Annotated in this window: 8 protein-coding genes; all 8 read left to right on the forward strand. The window is 66.8% G+C overall.

Annotation, left to right across the window (positions count from 1 at the left end; all coding sequences use genetic code 11):
• Nucleotides 1-721: 721 nt before the first annotated feature.
• The 8 genes from E4J16_RS01755 (at nt 722) to E4J16_RS01790 (ending at nt 23,419) form a co-directional block, all read left to right on the forward strand.
• Nucleotides 722-4,825, forward strand: a complete 4,104-nt coding sequence (locus tag E4J16_RS01755) for a DUF5979 domain-containing protein (RefSeq protein ID WP_136313079.1) — start codon at nt 722-724, stop codon at nt 4,823-4,825.
• Between the two features lie 1,169 nt (nt 4,826-5,994).
• Nucleotides 5,995-13,506 (forward strand): DUF5979 domain-containing protein, encoded by a 7,512-nt coding sequence (locus E4J16_RS15905; protein ID WP_136313080.1) that lies wholly within the window; start codon nt 5,995-5,997, stop codon nt 13,504-13,506.
• Between the two features lie 68 nt (nt 13,507-13,574).
• Entirely contained in the window at nt 13,575-15,206 is a 1,632-nt protein-coding gene (locus tag E4J16_RS01765) for a SpaH/EbpB family LPXTG-anchored major pilin (protein WP_136313081.1), read from the forward strand.
• 213 nt (nt 15,207-15,419) lie between these two features.
• Entirely contained in the window at nt 15,420-16,439 is a 1,020-nt protein-coding gene (locus E4J16_RS01770; protein ID WP_136313082.1) for a class C sortase, read from the forward strand.
• Between the two features lie 278 nt (nt 16,440-16,717).
• A complete protein-coding gene (locus E4J16_RS01775; RefSeq protein WP_240038370.1) occupies nt 16,718-19,648 on the forward strand; it encodes a CshA/CshB family fibrillar adhesin-related protein in 2,931 nt (976 codons plus the stop codon).
• Nucleotides 19,649-19,715: 67 nt separating this feature from the next.
• Nucleotides 19,716-21,296: a SpaH/EbpB family LPXTG-anchored major pilin gene (locus E4J16_RS01780; protein ID WP_136313084.1), complete on the forward strand. Its 1,581-nt coding sequence runs from the start codon at nt 19,716-19,718 to the stop codon at nt 21,294-21,296.
• 205 nt (nt 21,297-21,501) lie between these two features.
• The gene (locus E4J16_RS01785) at nt 21,502-22,440 is read left to right on the forward strand and encodes a class C sortase (protein ID WP_240038373.1); all 939 of its coding nucleotides are present in this window, start codon (nt 21,502-21,504) and stop codon (nt 22,438-22,440) included.
• Nucleotides 22,412-23,419 carry a phosphatase PAP2 family protein gene (locus E4J16_RS01790; RefSeq protein ID WP_136313085.1) on the forward strand — a complete coding sequence of 336 codons (1,008 nt, stop codon included), beginning with the start codon at nt 22,412-22,414 and terminating at the stop codon, nt 23,417-23,419. Before E4J16_RS01785 ends, E4J16_RS01790 begins: the two co-directional genes overlap by 29 nt.
• Nucleotides 23,420-23,422 lie beyond the last annotated feature (3 nt).

Genomic DNA, 23,422 nt, shown 5'->3' on the forward strand with positions numbered 1-23,422 from the left:
TACCCCTTCGACCGGATGCTCGCCGCGTAGGCCATCACCGAGGCGCTGACCGTGATCGGCATTCTCCGGGCTTCCCGGTCTCAAAGCCCTCTGGTGAGGGGGCTGGCTAGCGTGTCCAACGCTGCTGAGCAGGTTGTCAAGTCCCAGGTTTCGTAGAGGCTGTTGTATCTGGTTCCGGCGGTTGCCGGCTGGGGTTGGCTGGTGGTGGTCTGCTAGCCGACGCCCATGGCCCCGGACTCGGCGGTGGCGAACATGGGCGTCTTTGATGCCCTCCCAGGGCCATGCTCGTCGAGGTAGTGGCGGCCAACGGTTCAGCTCGGCCTTGTACAGGGAGTTGAGCGTCTCGGCCGGCGCAAAGCCAAAAGTCGGTTGCCCTTCGAGCCCAGGGCTTCTGTAGGCTGGATAGAGTGCTGGTATCTCCGGCTGTGACCGCACCCACATACCAGAGACGGAAGTAGCCTCTTGGGGGCTGTCGCCCCTCGAGGGGGAGGGGGTGCGACGCTTGCCGTAGCGTGATCCGATCGCAGCGCAAATGAGTGGACATGTTGACCGTCTAGACATAATTCCTAGACCATTCGCTTTATGGCAATGCGATTGTTATTGACTCGCTAGAGCCCTGTCAATCGATGTGCAGTAACGTTCTTAGGAGTCATCAGTAGGTGGGGGTCGGCGCGCGCGGCTCGGCCAGGCCCCATCTTCTTCGTCGAACGGAGCCCCTCCCATGCCTCTGTCACACGTGTTCCACAGGACGCGGGCTGTCGCACACCGCCTCGTGGCGGCAGCGGTGGTCGGTGTTTTTGCGCTCGCGACTCTGCTCACTGCTCCCCCTCTGCTGGTGGCGCCCGAGGCGGAGGCTGCCGGGGTCACGCTCACCGTTGGTCTGGGCGAGACTACCGCGCAGATCTCCAATGTGAAGGTGTATGACACCGACGCGACAGTCAACCACCAGGGGCAGACCCTGACGCAGGAGGAGTACGCGCGGCGCATCGCCTGCCTGCACTACGGGCCCCAGGACAACAACTACAACACCGGTGTGGTTGCCGGTTCCTCCGGGCAATGGGCGGGCTTCTCCTACGGGTTCGACGAGGGCTACTGTCCGAATGCTTTCAACAACACCAGGCAGTCGGCCATGAGCTTCAAGCCCACGTCGGTCACGGCGGCGGACGTCGGTGACGTGTTTCTTGTGGGAACGCTGCGCCACGACAATGTCAACATCGACCCTGTGGACACAACCACCAAGTCCTATTACGGCAGTCTGCAGATCACCACTGCGGGTGAGGAGATTCAGACCAACTTCCCCTTCCGCGAGTGGGATACGCCGAACTACTGTGCGACCATGTTGGGCCCGGATGGCAATGCCATTGTCGGTGCAGACGGGCCGTCCGAGTATGCTTGGAACAGCAGTGGTACCGCCGTCGGGCGCATAGGAACCTCCGCCGGCGACGGCAGCACGTACAACTACGCCTGGTACTACGGCAGGTTGCAGCGGTTCGACTCGACCCTGAGGGTGGCCTCGGGGCCGAATGGAATTACCTGTGCGCATGACGTCCTGGAGATCGCCTCCGACCGCTCCGACACCTCCTGGACCGACCCGAGCACCGGCATCTCCTACAAGCTGCGCCTGTGGGGCTTTGTCAACAATGGGGAAAACGGGACCTGCACGGTCACTCCCGAGATGGCCACCGCCGATCTGGAGAGCACCTTCATCACTCCTGAGGGCAGGACCAGCTACGGCTGCCTCTACGGCTCGCTGGAGCAGGTCCGTCCGGTGACCTTCACCAAGGTGGTCGAGACCGATGATTCCCTCCAGGCCACCACACCGATCCCCACCTTCAGCTACTCCAACGTCTCCGCCGAGGGCAGCTACGGGGCCGAGAAGTGGGGCACCCCCGCTTCGCTGACCCCCACCGGCTGGGGCAGTGCCGGCGCCGTCTCCGACCCCACCACCTATGAACTGCTGGCCCCCAATGACGCTGCGGTCGTACAGGAGAATGCGCTGACTCCGGCGCTGACGGACACCACCTCCGGATGGACCCTCGGCGGTGTCACCTGCACCTACAAGAGCGGCGGCCAGGAGCATCCGCTGATGCGCCGCGACGGCCAACGGATGGACACCTCCGACTCGGTCGACCTGGACAACCGCACCATCCGCCTGGACCAGGCCGAGCTGGCCACCTCCTACGAGGAGGCCGCAATCAACTGCACCTGGCACAACCAGTACGTGGCCCACTCCAGGCTGACCCTGGTCAACACCGTCGGCGAGGGCGACGCCCAGGCCACCGACTGGACCCTGACCGCCACGCCGGTCTCCGGACTGTCGGGCCAGAACACCCTCAGCGGCGTCACGGGCGACCCGGCCGTTACCGCGGTCACGACCGGGTCGGGCGCCTATGAGCTGTCCACCTCCGAGGTGGACGGATACGCCGTCGACTCCTGGTCCTGTGTGCACACCGGTACGTCCACCGCGGTGACCATGAACAGCGACACCCAGGTGGTGCTGCCCGCCGACGCCGACGTCACCTGCACCGCCACGCAGAAACTCGCCAATAAGACGATCTCCTTCGCTAAGGCGCTGGCCGGCGCCACCGACGGCACCGACCTCGACTCCTACCAGCTGAGCTACACCTGCACGAAGGAGGGCAAGCCCGACGTCACCGGCACGGCCACCGTCAACAGCGACGGGACTGTTGTTGCCGGGCCGTCCGTCCCTGTGGGCGCCTCCTGCACCGTCACGGAGCAGGCCCCGCAGGCCGCGGACCTGAGCTCGTCCGACTCCGGCTCCTTCAGCTGGGGAAGCCCCGCGGACTATGCGGTCACCGTGGGCGAGACCCCGGTGAGCACGACGCCCAGCGGCGACGGGATCTCCTTCACCGTGCCCGCGGGCCAGGGTGACCTGGTGGTCACCGTCACCAACCAGATTCTCCCCCACGCCGGTGTCACCAAGACCTTCGACTCCGTGACCGCGGCCGACGCCCTGGACGGTCACGCCACCTTCGACCAGACCTACACCGTCACGGTCACCAACCCCTCCCGCATCCTCCCGCTGCGTTACTCACTGGAAGATGTGGTCACCGTGCCCGCGAGCACCACCGTCAACTCCATCACGGTCAGTGGTGGCCCGCTTGCGAGCCCACAGCTACTCCCCGAGGGGCAGACCACCTACACGGCCGACGACGTGACCCTGGATGCGGGGGCACGACACGTATACACGGTGACCGTCAACGTCACCGCGCCTGATGCCGGTCTCGGCGGCCCCGACGGCGCCTGCACGGCGCAGGATGCTACCGATGGCAAAGCGGTGCACAATGCCGTGCAAGTCACTTCTCGCGGCGTCGCCAAGGTCGCTGAGGCTTGCGGCACGGTGCCCGCGAACCCGCGCTTCTCGGTGAGTAAGCAGGCCGGTGAGGTGGTTCGCAACAGTGCCGACGGCACCTTCACCGCCGGTTATACCGTGACGGTCACCAACACCTCCCATGCCGCCTCTACGATCATCAGCGACGTCACCGACGTCCCGGATCTGCCCGCGGGCGCGCGCATCAGCGGCGTCGAAGTGCTGGAGAACGGTGCCGAGGCCTCCGGCGTGACCATCCCGGCGATCGTCGACGGCGCCCTGAACGGCCCGGTGGTCCTGGCAGCCGCCGGAACCGGCCCCGAACTTGCCGCTGCGCCCGAGGGATCCGACGTTGGCGGTACGCGCAGTTTCACAGTCCGCATCACCTTCACGGTGGACCCCACGGTCTCCGGGTACGACGCCGCCGAATACCAGTGCGGCGGTACCCGGGCCGACGGCCACCCGTCAGGACTGGTCAACACAGTGGCCATGGACGGCGACACCTCCGGCGAGGACGACAACACGGCCTGCATTTCCACTCAGTCCGTACTGAAGTTCTCCAAGACGGTTGCCGCGCAGCCCGGAAGCGGCTCCTCCTTCGACGTCGCCTACGACATCAGCGTCGTCAACGAGGGCGCGCTGCCCGGTTCGACCGGCACCGTCACGGACCAGCCCGCATTCGCCCCCGGCCTGAACATCACCGGTGCGACGGTTTCCCGCGACGGCGGCGCCGCGCAGGCGATCACAGCGGACGGATCGGGTGCTTACGTCCTCGCCGACGGTGAGACCATCGGTTCCGGGCAGACGATGACCTGGAGGCTCACCCTGTCAGTTGCGATCGATCCCGCGGCAGCCGGATATGACGAAGCGCTGCTTGCGTGCTCCACGGGTGCCGATGGCCTGCTGGACAGTGGACACGGCTTGTACAACGCAGCCATCCCACCGAGCGATGTGGATCAGGCAACCGAACCCGACCACAATGTCGCGTGTGCCAGCGTCTCGCCCGATGCCGGCAAGCGCACGCTATCGGTGGTCAAGACCGGCAGTCAGGGCAACCTGGACGGCGCCGCCTTCAGCATCTACCCGGTCGACCCCTCAACCTCCGGGGCGACCGCAATTGCTGACGGCGTGGTCCCCTCGGGTGAGACCGGCGTGTTCACCACCGCACTGCTCCCGATCAACCACGAGTACTGGCTGCTGGAGACCCGGGCCCCGGCCGGACACCAACTGCTGGCCAACCCGGTCCACATCCGGATCACCGATACCGGTATTACCGTGCTGAACGATTCCGAACTGGGCGTATCCACTGCGGTCGTTTCACAGTCGGCGGGTACCGGGGCGGATGACGTGCTCACCATTCGGGATCTCGAGGCTGCGAGGCTGCCCAATGCTGGTGGCAACGGGTTGATGCCGAATGTGGTTGCCGCAATCGCACTGCTCGCGGCCGCAGCGGGAATCGCATGGCGAAAGCATTACGGCATGCGACTCGCATAGAAATCGTGTCGACCGTGCGCCGCATAGGGCGGTCACGAGTGGCGGGGCGGGCATGCGAAGCGGTGCACGCCCCGCCGTCGCGATACCGGGGCAACGCACTCGGGTCTTGATGTTGCCGGCGCTGAAATGGCTGCAAAGCGTGACGGAACTGATGTGTTTATAGTGTGGTGGCATGAATAGTGCTGAAATGTTGCATGTTAGACGGTCAATCGTGCGTCATGATCGGTATCCTTGAGGTGTCGCGGGTGCACGCCTTGAGGGTGTGAGGCGCGCAGTCGATATCGCCGCAGAGTCAGTTCGATCGGGAGAGGACGCCGATGCGCAAAACAGTTTCGCGCCTCCGGGCGCTCGCACCTTCGCGTGCAAGAGCGCTGGCTGTGATAACGGTTCTTGCGTTGTTTGCCGGCACATTCCTGGGGGGTGTCGTGCTCCCCGTTGTCCCGGCCGCCGTGGCGGCCGAGGTCGTGGTTCCTTTGGGGACGTCGACAGCGCGTCAACACGACATTGTCACCAGTGCCTTTCCCACCGTTTCGGAGGCGATCTATAGGGGCTGTGTGCGGTACAGTCCAGAGGATCCGGGAAGTCAGACGACTACCGCAGAAGTAGTTGCGGGTGATGGCACTTATGCGGCCTTCGGGTATGGCTCAAACATGGGGGCAAATCCCAGAGATTGTCCGCGGCAATACGATCCTGCTAGTCAAAGCACCGTCGGTTTGAGGCCCGAGGTGTCTGGCAGTGTTGGTGTGGGTCAGCCCTTCTTGGTCGCCACCATGCAGCACGGTAACCGTCCGATCTACGCGACAGTGGATGAAATTACTGTGGGTGGCACCATGGAGCTTACGCTCGGAAATGCAATTCGTTCAGAGTTCCCTTGGAAGCTCAAGGAGACGACGAACATTTGTCGTTCCACCTTCAATCAAGATGGTAGCTACAATACGAGTGGCACCGGTCGGTATGCCTTCGATCGGAACGGAAGGACGGGCCTGCGGGCTACATTCGGATGGGATTCCTGGTACGGCAGCTACGGTTGGAGTAGCGATTATCACTACGCTTACAACCGTGATGGTCGACTCGTCTCCTTCGATACGAATGACGGCGCGAGTGGAGGTGCGGATGGCGGCCCTATTTACGGTTCTGACGGTCGTTCCTGTGAGGACGACACTCTTGAAGTGGAGGCCGCGATCTCGTCCACTGCCTGGACGGATCCAGCTACCGGCATCGACTACAAGCTGAAGCTATGGGGATTCGTCAACAACGGTGAGAACGGAGTCTGCTCCACCGACTTGGCGGATGAGGGGAAACTGGAGAACACCTTCATCACCAAGGAGAACACCGAGACCTACGGCTGCCTGTACGGCTCCTTGGAGCAGGTGCGCCACGTCACTTTCGCCAAGTACGCGACTACTGATCCTTCTTTGGAGAGCTCTGTCACGCCGCCGACGTTCACTTACACCAATGTGTCCGAGCCGGGATCGAACGCGCTCGCGGACTGGAGTCCGTTGAACAACCTTCGGCCCAATGGCTGGGGAACTGCCGGTACCGTTTCCGACCCGCAGGCGTATGAGCTGCTGGCACCCGACGATAAGGCCGCTGTCAGGGAGAATATTGCCAATCCAGTGACTCAGACCTCCTCCGGTTGGCGGCTGGCGGGTGTCGAGTGCCGTACCCCCGATGGTGTGCTCCAGCACCGCAACGGCGGCGACTTCACCGACACCGCTCTCGACCTGAGCACGAACACCCTGGACCTGGATTCCACCCAGCTGTCCCAGGATCAGAGGAATACGGACTTCACCTGCACCTGGCACAACGAATACGTCGGTCGCTCACAGATCACCCTCGTCAAGCAACTAAGCGGCATGACCTTTCCGGCCGTAAGCACCGCAAACTGGACGCTCACGGCTACGCCCACCAGGACTTCCGAGGCCGACGATCCCTACCCGTACCGGATGATCTCCGGAATCTCGGGACAGCCCTCGGTCACCGGCCAGTGGACCCGCTCGGGCACCTACACCCTGTCGGAGGCCACCACCGGCAACGTGCAGGGCTTCGAACAGCAGGGCGACTGGGTCTGCAGGGATCAGAACAACCGCCAGGTGACAGTTACCGACTCGAAGGTCACTCTCGCCCCGGATCAGCGCGTCACCTGCACTGTCACCAACACCTTCAATACTGGCTCCATCGAGATCAGGAAGACCGTGAGCGACCCCGATCATGGTCTGAGTAACTCGAATAAGGTGTTCACCGGCACCTACGACTGCGGCAACACCAACGGCCGTGACTTCTCCGGCACCTGGTCCGCCGCCAGCGGTCGCTCGGCGGTGATCACGGGCCTGCCAGTGGGTGCTAGTTGCGCGATCACCGAGGACGCCCCCAGCGGCGACCTCAAGGACGACTCCTACGAGTGGACCACCCCCAGCATCGACAAGCCCACAGTAGAGGTCATGCGTGCGCCCTCCGTCAACCGGGTCACCGTCTCCAACACCATCGTCCGCAACACCGGCACTATCAACGTCAGCAAGGTCGTCGAGCCGGCCGACGAGACCGCCGCAGGCGGCTGGACCGGTACGCCGGACCGCGTCTTCAAGGTGGCATACAGCTGCAACGGCGACGGCGGCTCCGGCACGCTGGACGTCTCCACCGGAACCCCCGCAAAGCTCACCGTCCCCGCAGGCACCACCTGCTCCTTCACCGAGGCCGCCCCCGAGACCGCCGACGGCGACTTCAAGGACTCCTCCTACGAGTGGACCGGCGCGGGCAGCTTCGACAACTCCCGGGTCACCGTCGGCAAGGACAGCTCCGAGACCATCGCCGTCACCAACACCTACAAGCGCGTACTGGTCGACCTGAACCTCGCCAAGCAGGTTGACGGCGAGGGCTACGACGGCGGCGACGCCACCTTCGCCATCGACTACGACTGCGGCACCGACTACGCCGGCACAGTTGACGTCGCGGACGGCGCCGCCACCACCGTACAGGTACCCCGCGGCGCCCTGTGCACCGTCTCCGAGCCCGCCTCCTCGCTGAACGAGGACCTGCTCGCCGACGCCTACGACTGGGGCACCCCCAGCTACGAGGGCCTCGACGCCGCCGAGGGCACCATGGTGAACGCGGCCAACGGCGGCAAGACCGTCACCGTCGTCAACCCCACCGAGGCCGCCTGGGGCAAGGTGGCCGTCACCAAGAGTGTCAGCCCCGACTCCGGCCCCGTGACCGCCGGCACCACCTTCCCGGTCACCGTCACCTGTGACGCGCCCGCCCAGGGCGAGACCGAGAACTACGCCGGCACCTTCAACCTGTCGGCCACCGGCTCGGCGGCCACCGCCACCACCCCGTACATCGCCGCCGGCGCCAACTGCACCGTCAGCGAGACCGCGCCCACCGGCTCCACGGGCCTGACCGACGCCTCCTACAAGTGGAGCGCAGGGCCCGCCGACCAGGCCGTCACCGTCCAGGGCGACCGCACCGAGCCGGTCACCGTCACCAACACCTGGGAGCGTGACTACGGCGAATTCACCATCACCAAGCAGCTGACCGACCTGGACGGCCAGGGCGCCGACAACACCTACACCGGCACCTGGACCTGCACCCACCCCGGCGACGACGACGCCACCGGCACCTGGACGGTGACCGGCTCCGGCGCCGCCACCCTGAGCGTCACCTCCGGACCCGCCACCGCGGCCGGAACCAGCGCCGCCGTGCTGCTCGGCTCCACCTGCACGGTCACCGAGGACGACCCCGGCGCCCCCAACGCCGCCGACTCCTCCTACGTGTTCTCCACCGCCGGAGCCACCTCCGGCCCGGCAACCATCGACCCCGGTACCCGCAGCGGCAACGTGGACGTCACCAACGTCGTCGCCCGCACCACCGGTGGGCTGACCATCACCAAGAGTGTGGAGGGCGCCGAGGCCGGCACCGGCTTCGCCGACACCGACTTCACCTTCACCTACACCTGCACCCCGCTCACCGGCGAGGTCATCACCGGCACCGCCACCGTGCGCGCCGGCCAGGTCACCGAGCCCATCACCGGCATCCCGGAGGGCTCAGCCTGCACGGTCACCGAGAGCACGGACGCCCTGCCCGCCGTCATCGACCCCTACCGCTGGGACGAGGACCGAACCTCCATGACGGCCACGCCGTCGAGCGGTGCGGCCGTGTCCGCGGACGGCGCGAGCATCTCCTTCACCATGCCCGGCGGAGACGAGCCGGGTGTGGCCGTGGCCGCCACCAACACCATGAGTGAGCGCTACGGCTCCATCCAGGTCACCAAGACCGTGGCCGACAGCAACAAGGCGAACGGCTTCAGCGGCGCCGGGGAGAAGCTCTTCCCCGTCACCGTCACCTGCGACGGCGCCCAGGCCTACTCCGGGTCCCTCGCCGACGGCGAGACCGTCACGGTCGGCGACATCCCGCTCGGCCAGACCTGCGCGGTCACCGAGGGCACCATCAGCGGCGGCCTGGCCGACGGCTCCTACGCCTGGGGCACCCCCACCATTTCCGACCCGGTCAAGGTCACCAGTGAGGACGCCTCCTCCGGCACCGTCACCGTCACCAACACCATTGAGCGCGTGCGCGCCGACGTGAACCTGAACAAGGTGCTCTCCGGTGAACTGGCCACCCAGTTCGGCGCCGACAACACCTACTCCGGCACCTTCACCTGCACCCACGACGGCGACGCCGACGTGACCGGCACCTGGAGCGTGGACGGCGCCGGCAACGCCGCCATCACCTACGACGGCGGCCAGGCCCCCTACGTCGACTCCACCTGCACGCCCACCGAGAACCTGGACGCCTCCGGCGCCCCGGACACCGACCCCTCCTTCTCCTGGGGCGAGCCCAGCTACGACGCCGTCACCGTGACGGCGGACGGCACCGCCGCCATGACCGTCACCAACACCGTGAACCGGGACATGGGCTCCCTGACCGCCGCGAAGACGGTCATCGGGGAGACGAACGGCCTGAAGGACGGCCAGACCTTCACCCTGAACGCCACCTGCACCGCCCCCGGCGTCGACGGCGAGCTCACCGCCACCGCCACCGTCGCGAACGGTGAGACCGGCGTCGCCTTCGACCGGGAGATCCCGGCCGGCTGGACCTGCGCCATCAGCGAGACCAGCCCCACCCAGGACCAGCTCAAGGACTCCTCCTACACCTGGGACATGACCAACGTCTTCCCCGACGAGGTCACCATCACCAAGGACCAGACCGTGGAGGTGGCCGCCACCAACACGATCCGCCGCGTCACCTCCGACCTGAGCCTGACCAAGGCCTACGGGGACGGGCTGCCCGAGGGCGTCGTCGTCGACGAGTCCTTCTCCGGCGACATCGCCTGCCACTACGACGACGGCCAGGGCACCAGCCAGGACTGGAACCTGAGCTGGACGGCCGACGGCGCCGGCGCGGCCACCATTGACGGCCTGCCCGAGGGCGGCCTGCCGCTGGGCACCGTCTGCTCCGCCACCGAGGACGCGCCCACCCAGGGCCAGCTGAAGGACATCTCCTACCGCTGGGCCGAGCCGGTCGCCTCCGACCCGGTCACCATCGGCGCGGACGCCGCCGCCAACACGCTCACCGTCACCAACGACGCCGAGCGCGCCGCCCAGCCGCTCACCATCACCAAGGCCTACACCGGCATCGACGGCGCCCTGACCGACGGCGCCACCGTGCGCGGCGGCTGGTCCTGCACCCAGGCGGACGGCAGCCAGGTCGGCGGCCGCTGGGAACTGCCCGCGTCCGGCGGCTCCACCACCGTCAGCGAGGGCGCCGCGGGCACCACGGTCTACGCCGGCGGCGACTGCACCCTCACCGAGGACACGCCCATCGACACCTCCGGGCTGACGGACGTCTCCTACGCGTGGAACAACCCGGCCTACGACGTCGCCGCCGACGGGCAGACCTTCACCGACGGCGACACGCTCACGGGCATCGCCCAGGACTCCGACCCGGTGCTGCGGGTGACCAACTCCGCCCAGCGCATCTACGGCGCCCTGGCAATCAACAAGCTCGTGAACGGGCTCGACGGCGTAACCGCGGCCGAATCCAACACCTACGCGGGCACCTGGTCCTGCACCGCGCAGGACGGCACCGTCAATGAGGGCACCTGGCGGGTCACCGGCTCCGGCGCCGCCACCCTGACCGGCGACTACACGCAGGTCCTGGTCGGCTCCACCTGCACGGTCACCGAGACCGGGCGCCCGACGGCCCCAGTCAGTGGCGACCCGTCCTACCAGTGGACGGACCCGGAGCTCGACGGCGACTACGGCACCGTCGCCCAGGCGCAGACCATCGCCCGGGAGGCCACCTCCACCGCCGAGGTCACCAACGCCGCCGACGAGCGCACCCTGGCCACCGGCTTCACCGTCAACAAGGCCATCTCCGGGGCCACCGACGGCGCCACCGGTGAGGGCTACACGGTGGACTACACCTGCACCGCCGGACAGGACACCTTCACCGGCACCCTCACCCTGCCCGCCGACGGCACCGCCGTCGCCGTGGAGGGCGTGCCCGTGGGCGCCACCTGCACCCTGACAGAGACGGCGCCGGGCAGTGACTCGCTGGCCGCCCCCGCGGACGGCTCCTTCACCTGGACCGACCCCATGACCTATACGGTCGAGGGCGCCGACGCCGACACCTCCACCCCCGGAGCGGTCACCTTCACCCTGCCCGCGCAGGCCGACGCCGCCGTGACCGCCACGGTCACCAACGACGTCACCCCGCATGCAGGCGTGAACAAGACCTTCACGGGCACCAGCAAGCACCTGGACGCCGACGGCAACTGGACCGGTGAGACCTGGGACGTCACCTACGAGGTGACCGTCACCAACCCCTCGCAGGTGCAGGACCTCACCTACGAGCTGGTCGACACCCCGACCATGCCCGAGGGCACCACGCTGAACTCCATCACCGTCACCGGCGGCGCCCTGGCAGACGCGCTCACGCAGGCCTCCGGGCCCGTAACGGTGGCCAGCGACGCCGACCTGCCGGCCGGCACCACCCACACATACACCGTGGTGCTGAACGTGACCGCCCCCGACACGGGCGTCCCCGGCGTCGAAGCGGACCAGTGCAGTGCACAGGCCGCCACCGACGGCAGCGCCATCCACAACTCCGCCGCCGTCACCTCCGGCGAGGTCACGGACAACGCCGAGGACTGCGGCAACGTGCCGATCAACCCGAAGTTCTCCGTCCGCAAGGACACGGTCGACGTGGTCCGCAACGGGGACACCTACACCGCCACCTACACCGTGACGGTGGAGAACACCTCCCGTGCCGCCAGTCAGATCATCGCCGACGTGACCGACACCCCGGCCCTGCCGGAGACGGCCAGGATCACCGGCGTCGCCGTGCTGGAGAACGGTGAGGCGGCTACGGATGCCGAGATTCCCGGCATCACCGACGGCGTGCTGGACGGGCCCATCACCCTGGCCCGGGCCGACTCCGGTCCCGTGCTGGCCGGCGGCACCGCCGGGGAGGACGGCACCGTCACCGGCGGCGGCACGCGCGTGATCACCGTCCAGGTGAGCTTCACCGTCGACTCCGCCGCCGCGGACTTCGAGGACACCGACTACCAGTGCGGGCACGAGCGCGCCGACGGCGCCCCCTCCGGCCTGGTCAACACCACCGCCATGGTGGGCGACACCGACGGCGACGCCAACGACACCGCCTGCCTGGACCTCACGCCCCGGCTGACCGTGTCCAAGTCCGTGGCCACCACCGGCGTCGGCACCAGCTCCAGCTTCGATGTCTCCTACACCATCACGGTGACCAACGAGGGCGAGCTGGCCCAGTCCACCGGGCTGCTGCGCGACAGGCCGGACTTCGCCCCCGGCCTGGGCGTCGACCGGGCGACCGTCACCGCCCCCGGCGGGGAACCGGTTGCCGCCGCGGCCGACGCCGAGGGCTACTACACCCTCACCTCCGGCGACGTGATCGCCCCCGGGCAGACGCTCCAGTACATGATCACCTTCACGGTGACCGTGGACCCGAGCAACGCCGACTACTCCGAGGAGCTGCTGGAGTGCTCCGTGGAGGCGGACGGCACTCGCACGCCGGGCCACGGCCTGTTCAACGAGGTCTACCCGACCGATGGGCGTGACGCCACTGGACGCAGTGACAACACCGCCTGCGAGCCGGTCACCCCGGACGCCGGCAAGCGCATCATCACACTGCGCAAGACCGGCACCCAGGTGCAGGCCGACGGCACCACCAACCTGCCCGGCGCCGAGTTCGCGATCTACGGCGTCGACCCGGCCACGGACGGCGCCACCCCGATTGAGAACGGCGTGAGCGTGGATCCGGTGGACGGCTCCCTGTTCACCACGGCGGGATTGCCCATCAACCACGACTACTGGGTGGTTGAGACCAAGGCGCCCGCCGGGCACAGCCTGCTGCCGCGGCCCATCCAGTTCCACCTGGGCGTGGACGCCGGCGGCAACACCACCATCACGCTCGCCGAAACCAACCTGACCGGGGATGCCGTAAAGGTGATCCCCGCCGTCACCGACGCCGAAGGCAATGTCATTACCGCCATCGGCATCAACATCCACGACGTCGAGATCGGCAAGCTGCCCCTGACGGGCGGCCGCGGCATCGGCGTGTACCTGGCCTGGGCCGGGCTGCTGCTCACCGCGGCGCTGGTCCTGACCACCACCCAGACTTCCCGTCGCAAGGGCCGCAGGGCCTGAGCGCCGGGAGCAACCAGGGGCCAACCGGACAGCCGGGCAACCCGAAACCACATCAACGAGGAGAACCCATGAAATCCCTCACCAGGCGCCGTGGCGCCGCCCTCGCTGCGGCGGTGGCCCTCGCAATTGGCGGGATGGTCGCGGCGCCCGTAGCCACGGCTGCGCCCGCGCCCGCAATTCTCGCCGCCGCCGAGGCGACCGACCCGGATCCTGCGCTCATCAACCCCGCCCAGGGGTCGAACCTGACCATTCACAAGCTGGCGCAGACCGAGACCAACGGCACCACGGCCGGAAACGGTCTGGAGGACCCCAGCGCCACCGGCGATCCGGTCGAGGGCGTGGAGTTCACGATCACGAAGCTCGACTTCGACCTGACCACTCAGGCGGGTTGGGAAGCGCTCGCAGCGCTGAACGGCAGTGCCGCGGCGGCCAGGAACTACACCACCGACGAGACCGACACCAAGACCACCGGTGAGGATGGTGTGGCAAAGTTCGAGAACCTGGCGGTGGGCGCATACCTGGTCTCCGAGACCAAGGCTCCCCAGAACGTCACCACCGCCGAGGACTTCGTGGTCACCCTGCCGATGACCGACCCGGAGAACAACTGGTGGAACTACAACGTCCACGTCTACCCCAAGAACTCGGTCGTGGACTCCACCAAGGAGGTCTCCGACACCGGCTCTCCGACGATCGGCGACACCGTCACCTACACGATCAAGGCCGACATCCCCAAGATTGACGTCGACGGCGGCGCCACCATCAAGAACTACCAGATCGTCGACCCGCTCGACCCGCGCCTGCAGTACCAGAACACGACGGTGACCATGCTCGGCACCGGGGCTCAGGAACTTGAGGGGACCGACTATGAGATCGTCACCGCCGTCGGCAGCGACGGCAAGACGTACGTGACCGTCACCTTCACCGCGGATGGCCGCGCCAAGATCGCCTCCGCTCGCGCCGCCGGGGACACCAGCACCCAGGTGCAGGTGGTCATTAACGCCACCATCAAGGCGATCGGCAACGGCAATGGCACCATCTCCAACACCTCGTTCCTGATCCCGAACGACTCGCAGACCAACTGGGACCCGAACAACCCCAACCCGGACGACGTCCCCGGTGAGCCCAGTGACGAGGTCAAGTCCTACTACGGCAAGGTGACCATCACCAAGACCGGTACCGACCAAGCCGAAGCTTCGAAGTACGCAGGCGCCGAGTTCCAGGTCTACGAGTGCAACCCGACCGGTGCCACGCAGGGGCAGACCATCGACCGCGCCGCCGCGAACATTACCGGTGCGGCTCTGACGGCCAACCAGGTGACCACCGGCGGAACGGTTGAGAATACCGCCAAGTTCACCACCGGTGCGGACGGCAAGGTCACCATCGACGCGCTGCGGACGAACGACTTCATCAACAACGCTGCCGTCACCAACCCCGGCTGGTACTGCCTGGTGGAGACCAAGGCCCCCACGGGCTACGAGATCCAGAGCAACCCGATCGCCTTCCAGGTGCTCAGGTCCCAGGTCGAGGCATCCCCGTTCTCCATCGGCTTCACGGTCACCGACGTTCCCTCCAACGCCGGCTTCCGTCTGCCGCTGACCGGTGCCAACGGCATCATCTTCGTCACCATCGCCGGCATTCTGCTGGTCGCCGGTGCGGTCCTGCTCGCGGTGCACAACAAGCGCCGCAGCGCCCAGGGCTGAGGCTACGAATGTGCCGGTGACTGAGCGCCGGTACACCAGCACACGCGGCGGCGTGTACGAATCGGATAACTCCGGGCGTACACGCCGCCGCCGTCCCAGGGCCGGTCCGACGGCGCACTATCTTGACGTCCGAGTGCCGGCGACCCCCTCTCAACGCCGACTCATCACAGCTTCACCTCCGTTTTTCCGACACAGCTGCGCAGAAGGAACCAAATGGGCCAGACTTCGCCAATCGCCGACGTCCTAGATGAGCCCGGCCGCGACTTGGACGACGCTTCCCGCGCCACGTCCGTGGAGCAGGCCGCCGCGCATGACGGCGCCGAGCCGCCAAGTTCAGGCTCGGGAAGTAAACCGTCCCGGCAGGGCCGCAACCCGAGCCGGGGCAGCCGACTGCTGGGTGTACTGCCGTTCATCCTGGCCCTGGCCGGAGCGCTGGTGCTGGCCTACCCGGTGCTGGCCACGCAGCACAATAACGCCCGCCAGCAGGAGATCGCCGACCAGTACCAGGCGGAGATGGACTCGGTCAGTCCCGACGTACTCGCCGCCGAGCTCGCCAGCGCGGATGAGTACAACCAGGAGCTGGCCTCCGCCCCGATCCTCGACCCGTGGCTGGACCAGCAGCGCCCCGACACCCCCCAGTACCAGGCGTATTTGGCAGAACTGGACCTGGACGAGGTCATGGCGCGGATCGTCATCCCCAAGATCCACGTGGACCTGCCGGTCTACCACGGCACCGAGGCCGAGACTCTCTCCCGGGGCGTCGGCCACCTGTTCGGCACCGCCCTGCCCGTGGGCGGGACCTCCACCCACTCCGTACTGACGGGCCACACCGGCATGGGATCGGCCACGCTCTTCGACGACCTAACGAAGGTGGAGGAGGGCGACGTCTTCTACATCACCGCCGCCGGCCGCACCCTCAAATACGAGGTCAACGACATCCGCGTGGTACTGCCCACCGAGACCGAATCGCTCAACAAGGTGCCCGGCGAGGACCTGGTCACCCTGATCACCTGCACCCCCTACGGCGTCAATACCCACCGGCTGCTGGTCACCGGTACGCGTGTGGCGATGGACCCGGTGCAGGCAGCGGCGGAGCAGGCCGCGGCCACCCCTGCGCCCATGCGGCCGTGGATGCTGTGGCTGATCGGTGCCGTGGTGTCCATTTTGGCCGTGCTCGCCGTCGCAGCCGGGCGGCGGGTGGTACGTCGGGTGCGCCACGCGCCCCGCTCCTAAGTCGCGGAATATCTCAGATATCTGACGTTTTAAATGCGTGCTTCAACTCAATAGGGTTACCTCGATAACCAGCTTGCCGCGACGCCGACACGGGTATGCCACAGGTTTGGCACAGGTCGGCTCGCACGGCCTATGCGTCTCCAGGGGGTACTAGGGTTGGGCCACCAATAAGTCAGATCTTGCGTCTTGTGCGTTAAGTGGCTGCGTTCCGCCGTCCCCATGGAGTTTGTGGCTCTTCCCTAACCCCTAGTGCTTTCAAGGAGCTGTCAGTGAAGCACATGCTGCGTCATGCTCAACGTGACGGTGCCCGCCGTGCGCGGCGCTGCCATCCTACGCTGTCTGGACTTACTGCGCTCTTTCTTTCGGGTTCCCTCGCCGTGTGTTACCTGGTAGCTCCTGCTGCTCAGGCGGTCTATGCGGCGCCTGATGGAGGGTCCGGCCGCTTCGAGTCCGTCATCGACTGGATCGATTGGACCGAGGCCTCAAACGTCACCGTTGACAACAGTGGTCGGATGATCCTTCCTGATGGAGCGAACTCTACGGTCTGGTCCACTCCATCGCGGGTTGGTGACGGCCTGTGGCGATCAAGCCAGTGCAGCATTAGTGAGGTCGAGACTCACTACGAGGTCACCCATGAGGGTGTGACCGAGACCTACGATGCCGGCCTTGTGGTCGGTTACGATACGGGGTCCTGGATCGGCGACGGCATGGCTCGTCTTTACAACGACTCGACACGATACGACAATGGCGTCGAGATCGACCCGAATTATGGCGTTCCCGGGATCTCATATCGGAATGTCAATGTGCGTTCGGGCCTTCCTATCGGCATCGCCAACGCCCAGGGTGGACGTTACAACGAGTCTGCGAACGCGTACTTCAAGATTCAGTGCAAGACCTACATCGTAGAATCCGCCGTCCAGCCGACGAAGTCGGAGATCGCGGACCTGCCCAAAACGGAGCTTCCCATGGAGGGCTTCGTCTACGCCGACGCAGAGGGGTCGAACTGGAAGAGCGGACAGTACGAGTCGGAGACGGTCGCCCCGATCCCGATGGACGGCTATGGGGCCTCCGATGTGAAGTGGCGCTACCTTGAAACCGCTCGCTCCGAGGGATGCACGGTGCACTCCTGGGTCGGTCAACGTGACTTCCCCTATCCGACTGGCGTGAAGAACGGCTTCCAGTTGCGTCCTGCCACCGCCTCAGGCGGCGAGGCCTCCGAGTGCGCGACACGGACCACGGGTAGTCCGTCCAATTACGAGGGCTACGGCCCCTCCTCGATACTCTTCATGGAGAAGGCCAATGGTGGCTATGTCGAGCTCAAAGGCGGTGGGGTCTCCGCCATCGCCTTCGGCGTCGTCACCTACTTGGACTACGGAGACGCGCCCGAGAGCTACGGAAGCGCCGCCTCTCTTTTCCAGCCCAACTGGGAACGAGGCGAGCTGGGAGAGGATATTGCTCCCAGCCCCGCCCCCGTCGGGGCCGAGGGAACCTGGTATGACCTCAGCGCCGCTCAGGAAGCCGGACAGGCCGTCCGGGTGAGCGCGCCCGACATCCGCTTGGGCAATTTCACCGACCCGGACATCTTCCAGTACTACTCGGAGAATGCCGACCTTGATGACCGCTACGACTCGAACGTCGACTTCAGTCCGCCCGATGACGAGGACGCGTTGTCAATCGACCCGACGGCTCCGGTCGGCTCTGACAACTGGGACGGTATCATCCGCACCGCCCCAGGTCTTGAGTGGACGAAGCACGACATCATCTGCCATGGCGAGGGCAATATCGTCGGATGGATCGATTGGAACCACAACGGTACTTTCGACGACGCCGAGGCATCCGCACCCACGGTGTGCCCAGCTTCCGGACGGGCTTCCCTGACATGGACTGTGCCCTCAGACGTTGTCCGAAGCGTCGATGGAGAAACGGGGAGTGCGTCCTCCACCTTCATGCGCCTGCGTATCACGGGAGACAGGAATCCGGATGGTTCCCTCGTTGTCCCGCGGGCCACCGGTGTGACCCTATCCGGTGAGGTTGAGGACTACGGGAAGATCACCGTGATGGTTCCCACCCTCGAACTTATCAAAACGGTGGATAACGCTTATGCCTCAGAGCAGGTGCCCGGCTTGTCAGCCGAGCAGTGGACTGTTGGCGCGAACGGAACGGTCCCCCTGTCCGGGCAGGGGAGTACGGGCGGGCCACGGGCCGTTGGCCAGGAGTCGATGACCCTGTATGAGAGCTCGGATGACCCCCAGGCCGTCGGATACCAGGCGGGTCAGTGGGAATGCACCGAGACACCGGGAACCGACTCGGAGACGTACTCCTCGACCGTCAGTGAATCGACCGACGGAGAGGCGACACTGACGGTCAGGAACCAAGACCGCGTCACCTGTACGATTGCCAACACCACCAAGCCCGGTACCTTGACGTGGAACAAGGTGGAAGTCGATGGTTCCACCGCCATCGGCGGGTCGCAGTGGACCCTGTCCGGGCCGGGCGTTCCGGAGGGCACCCTGGTCGCCGACTGCGTGGACACGTGCGAGGCCGGCGACTACGCGGACCAGGACCCGGCGGCAGGCGCCTTCAGGCTTACCGGACTTCGCTGGGGCGACTATGCGATTGAGGAGGCGGTTGCGCCTACGGGGTACAGGCCCGTTACCGGCTCCTTCGCCTTCACTAGGATCGAGGGTTCGTCCGTGGAAGGAGCCTTGATCGAGGCGGAAGGCGTTGTGAACGGTGGCGTGGTCAATGAGCGTCTAACCGGCTCGGTGAGTTGGACGAAGACCGATGCGGACAATGGCGAGCCTCTGGCAGGAGCCGCCTGGGGGCTGACCGGACCGGAGGTGCCCGAGGGCACGGTGGTCGACGACTGTGTCGCCGAACCCTGCACACCCGGTGCCTACAGGGACGAGGACCCGGCTGCGGGTTCCTTCAAAGTAGGCGGCCTGGTCTGGAGCGACGAGAGCTACGTCCTGACCGAGGTGGCTGCGCCGGCCGGATACCAGATGGATGCCACTCCACACGCGTTCGTCATTACGACCGACAGCCTCGACTACGCGTTCGCCGAGCCCTTTGAGAACTCCAAGACTTCCGTTCCGTCCCTCCCCCTTACCGGTGGCCTCGGCTCCGACTGGTTCCTGATCGGTGGCGGGGTCCTGGCCCTGGTCGCCGTGGTCGTAGGAATCGTGAGGAGGCGGCGCGCGCAGGCCTGACCAGTAATCACGTCATCCAATCGCATCCGCGCGGCCCGCCGCGCACGAACAAAGGACACTCGACCCCATGAGAACCACTTCCCACGGTCTCGGCAGCCGCGCGGCCGCGGCCCTCGGCATGATGGCGCTTGCCGCAACCGGCCTGGGCCTTGCCGCGACGGCGCAGGCCGCTGACCTGGCCAACATCGATACCGGGGCGACCGGATCGATCCTGATCCACAAGCACGAGGCAGGCTCGCAGAGCGCTAACGGAACGCCCGACGGCAAGACCACAACCGGTGGCGACCCCGTTGAGGGAGTCGTCTTCACGGCCTATCGGATTACCAACCTGGACCTGACCGTGCAGGCTGCCTGGGACGGCCTGGCCGACGTCGCGGTTCCCGCAGACGCATGCGGCTCCGATAACCGTTCGCCGCAGCTGGGCAGCTACACCTTCGATACGGGTACGGCTAGCACCCCCACCGATGCGAGCGGCGAGACCAGCATCAACCCGTTGCCGGTGGCGGCATACCTGGTGTGCGAGACCAGTGCGCCCAGCACAGTGAAGACCGCTGCTGCGCCGTTCCTCGTGACCATTCCCTTCCCGAACAACGCGGCCAACACCGCCAGCGCGGACGGGAGCTGGTTGTATGACGTGAACGTCTACCCGAAGAACGTCGTCGTCGAGGCTCCCACCAAGGGCGTGAACGTGACCGCAAATGGTCTGAACACCGATGATCAGGTCTCCTTCCCGGTGGCTGCGAAGGTCCCGAGCATCGCCGACACTGACTCGTTCAAGTACTTCGTAATCTCCGACCCGCTGGACTCCAGCCTGTCCGATGGGAACGTGGCGTCGGTGAAGCTCAACGGCTCGGACGTCGACGCGTCCTACTACACGGTGACAACGGGGCAGACGGTGTCGGTCGGCTTCAACCGGGCCGGTCTGGCCTATCTGAAGACCCAGCCGAACGCGCAGATTGAGGTCGTCTTCACGGCCAAGACCGGGACCGTGCCCTCTGGCGGGATCATTGAGAACACGGCGACGCTGTACGTAGACACCACTCCGGGTGACACTCCGGATGAACCGCCGGTGACTCCCCCGGACGAGCCGGGCACGCCTACCAATAAGGTGGTCACCTCGTGGGGCGACGCGCGCGTGTCCAAGGTCGACGCGGACAACAGCAAGGCCCTCCAGGGCGCTACATTCCAGGTCTACAACGCCGCAGACCCCTACGCGACCTCATGCGACAACGCCGTCAAGGTCGGCGATCCGATCGCGGTCAACGGGGCGACTGAGTTCGCCTCCGACGGGGATGGGCTGGTGTTCATTGCGGGTCTGTTCGTTGACCAGAAGGCCGGTGCCGCCACGGATGAGTCGGTTGCGCCCGAGCACACCCAGCGCTGCTATGTGCTGGTCGAGACCGCTGCTCCCGCCGGATACGTACTGCCCTCCGACGCGGACACGCCGCTGACTGTCACGGCTGGGGTCACCGCGGCCGCTGACTACGACCTGTCTGTGCCCAACACCAAGCAGAATGTGCCTCAGCTGCCCCTTACGGGTGCCAACGGCGCGCTGCTGATGATGCTGCTCGGCGTGGCCTTCGTGCTGATCGGCGTCGGCAGGGCATTCGTGTCACGCTCGAAGAAGCCGGCAGCATCGCAGGACTGACCCCACCAGTGGCGGCATCGCGCACTAGGCCCGGACCACCGATCGTCTGAGCCCGGCGGCGTGGCGGGGAGGACACACGGCCTCCCCGCCACGCCGCGTGCCTGTCACCGGCTTCGGGAGAGGAGGATCCTTGTCAACCAGACCCCGGCGCTCCCACCAGGTCGGTGATGGTGGCGACCGATGGCGCTTGTCGTGTCCGGCTTTGGTGTCTGCCCTGTTGGCGTTGGCCGGCATGCTGCTGTTCGCCTACCCGACCGTCGCCGCCTGGGTCACCCAGTACAACCAGTCCAAGATCATCACCACCTACGCCTCCGACGTCGACTCCGCCGACCCGGACGCCGCCGCCCAGCTCGCCCAGGCGCATGCTTACAACGACGCCCTTTCCACCGGCGCGGTGCTGGAGGCCAACACCAACGTCCCCACCGGCGTCGGCGAGGGCGGGGACGACACCCCCGACTACGACTCGGTCCTGGACGCCAACGGCGCCGGGCTCATGGCCCGACTGCGCATCCCCGCCATCAACCTGGACCTGCCCGTCTACCACGGCACCAGCGATGAGACCCTGCTGGCCGGCCTGGGCCACCTCGAGGGCACCTCCCTGCCTGTCGGTGGCGCGGGCACGCGCTCGGTGATTACCGGGCACCGCGGCCTGGCGGACGCCCGCATGTTCACCGACCTGAACCGGGTCGGCGTGGGGGACAAGTTCGTCATCGAGGTGTTCGGGGAAGCACTCACCTACCAGGTGATTGACACCAAAGTTGTTGAGCCCGATGAGACCGAGGCGCTGCGCGCCGAGGAGGGCCGGGACCTGGTCACCCTGGTGACCTGCACGCCCCTGGGCATCAACACCCACCGCATCCTCGTCACCGGGGAGCGCGTCTACCCCACCCCCCAGGAGGACCTCGACGCCGCCGGGCAGCCGCCCACGGTTCCCTCATTCCCCTGGTGGGCGGTGGGCCTGGCGGCCGGCTTCACCCTTGTGGGCCTGTACGTGTGGCGCTCCGGCTACCCGCCCCGCAAGCGGGTGGCCCGCTCCCGTGCCGCAGGCGCCCCCACGCCCCAACCGGTCGCCTCAGAGGTGACTTCAATGGAGGAAGCCGTATCATCCGAGCCTAATGACGTATCCCAACCACCGTCCGACTGACCTCCCTGACACCATTACCGGGTCCGGCCGCCGCTACCGCGTCCTGGCCGGACTGCTGGCCCTCGCCTGCGGCACGGGCGTGATCGGCGTCTGGTGGGTGTCGGTGGTGCACCCGACCGGACAGACCATGGAGCAGGCGGCCTTCGCCGGCTCGCTGATCGGCGCCCGCTTCGTCTCCGACCACGCCCGCAGCCTGCTGCACGTTGTGTCCCTGCCCGCGGCGATCGGACTCGTGCTCGCCGTGCTCCTAGGTGCCCTGTGGCGGGGCAGCAGACGCAGGGCCCTGTGGGCGGCGGGCGCCGTCGTCGCCATCAACATCTCCACACAGGTGCTGAAGTACCTGATCCTGTGGCGCCCGGATCACGGCCTGTCCCAGCGCTTCGGCGGTATGAACACCCTCCCCTCGGGGCACACCGCCGTGGCTGCCTCAGCGGCGGTCGCCCTCGTCCTGGTGACCCGGCCCCGTTGGCGTCCTGCCGCCGCCTGGGCGGGGGCGCTGCTGGCCGCCGCCATGGGCTACTCCACCCTCGTATGCCAGTGGCACCGGCCCGGCGACGTGCTCTCCGCGCTGCTGCTGGCCACCGCCTGGGGTGCGCTGGCGGTCGCCGGCGGCGCCTGGGCGGACGAGGAGACACAGGGCGCCGAGGCGCCCGGCGAGACCTCCCCGGTCGGCTACAGGGCGGCCCCGGTGGGAGTTACGTCCGCGGGGCGCCTGTCGGGGGCCGCAGTGCTCGGTGGGCTCGGGATCCTCTCGGGAGCGGCGGCACTGGCACTGGCGGTGCTCAACTGGAGGGGCGTCCTCGCCGTCGGCGGGACCCCCACCCCCGCCACTATCCAGGCCCTGGGCCGCACCGGCACCTTCATCGCCTACGCGGCCGGTGCCGTGGGAACCGTCGCCATGGCCTGCATGGGCATGGCGGCGCTGGCCCTGCTCACGCCGCGGGCCGCAGCCGACGGCGCACCGCGAGTGGCACACTGAGGC

The sequence above is a fragment of the Actinomyces procaprae genome (genome assembly GCF_004798665.1).
GTDB classification, from domain to species: Bacteria; Actinomycetota; Actinomycetes; order Actinomycetales; family Actinomycetaceae; genus Actinomyces; species Actinomyces procaprae.

Excerpts from the sequence above, each read along its gene's own strand:
- E4J16_RS01755 (WP_136313079.1), top strand. The coding sequence starts at position 722 with ATGCCTCTGTCACACGTGTTCCACAGGACGCGGGCTGTCGCACACCGC.
- E4J16_RS01765 (WP_136313081.1), top strand. The coding sequence starts at position 13,575 with ATGAAATCCCTCACCAGGCGCCGTGGCGCCGCCCTCGCTGCGGCGGTG.
- E4J16_RS01770 (WP_136313082.1), top strand. The coding sequence starts at position 15,420 with ATGGGCCAGACTTCGCCAATCGCCGACGTCCTAGATGAGCCCGGCCGC.
- E4J16_RS01775 (WP_240038370.1), top strand. The coding sequence starts at position 16,718 with ATGCTGCGTCATGCTCAACGTGACGGTGCCCGCCGTGCGCGGCGCTGC.
- E4J16_RS01780 (WP_136313084.1), top strand. The coding sequence starts at position 19,716 with ATGAGAACCACTTCCCACGGTCTCGGCAGCCGCGCGGCCGCGGCCCTC.
- E4J16_RS01790 (WP_136313085.1), top strand. The coding sequence starts at position 22,412 with ATGACGTATCCCAACCACCGTCCGACTGACCTCCCTGACACCATTACC.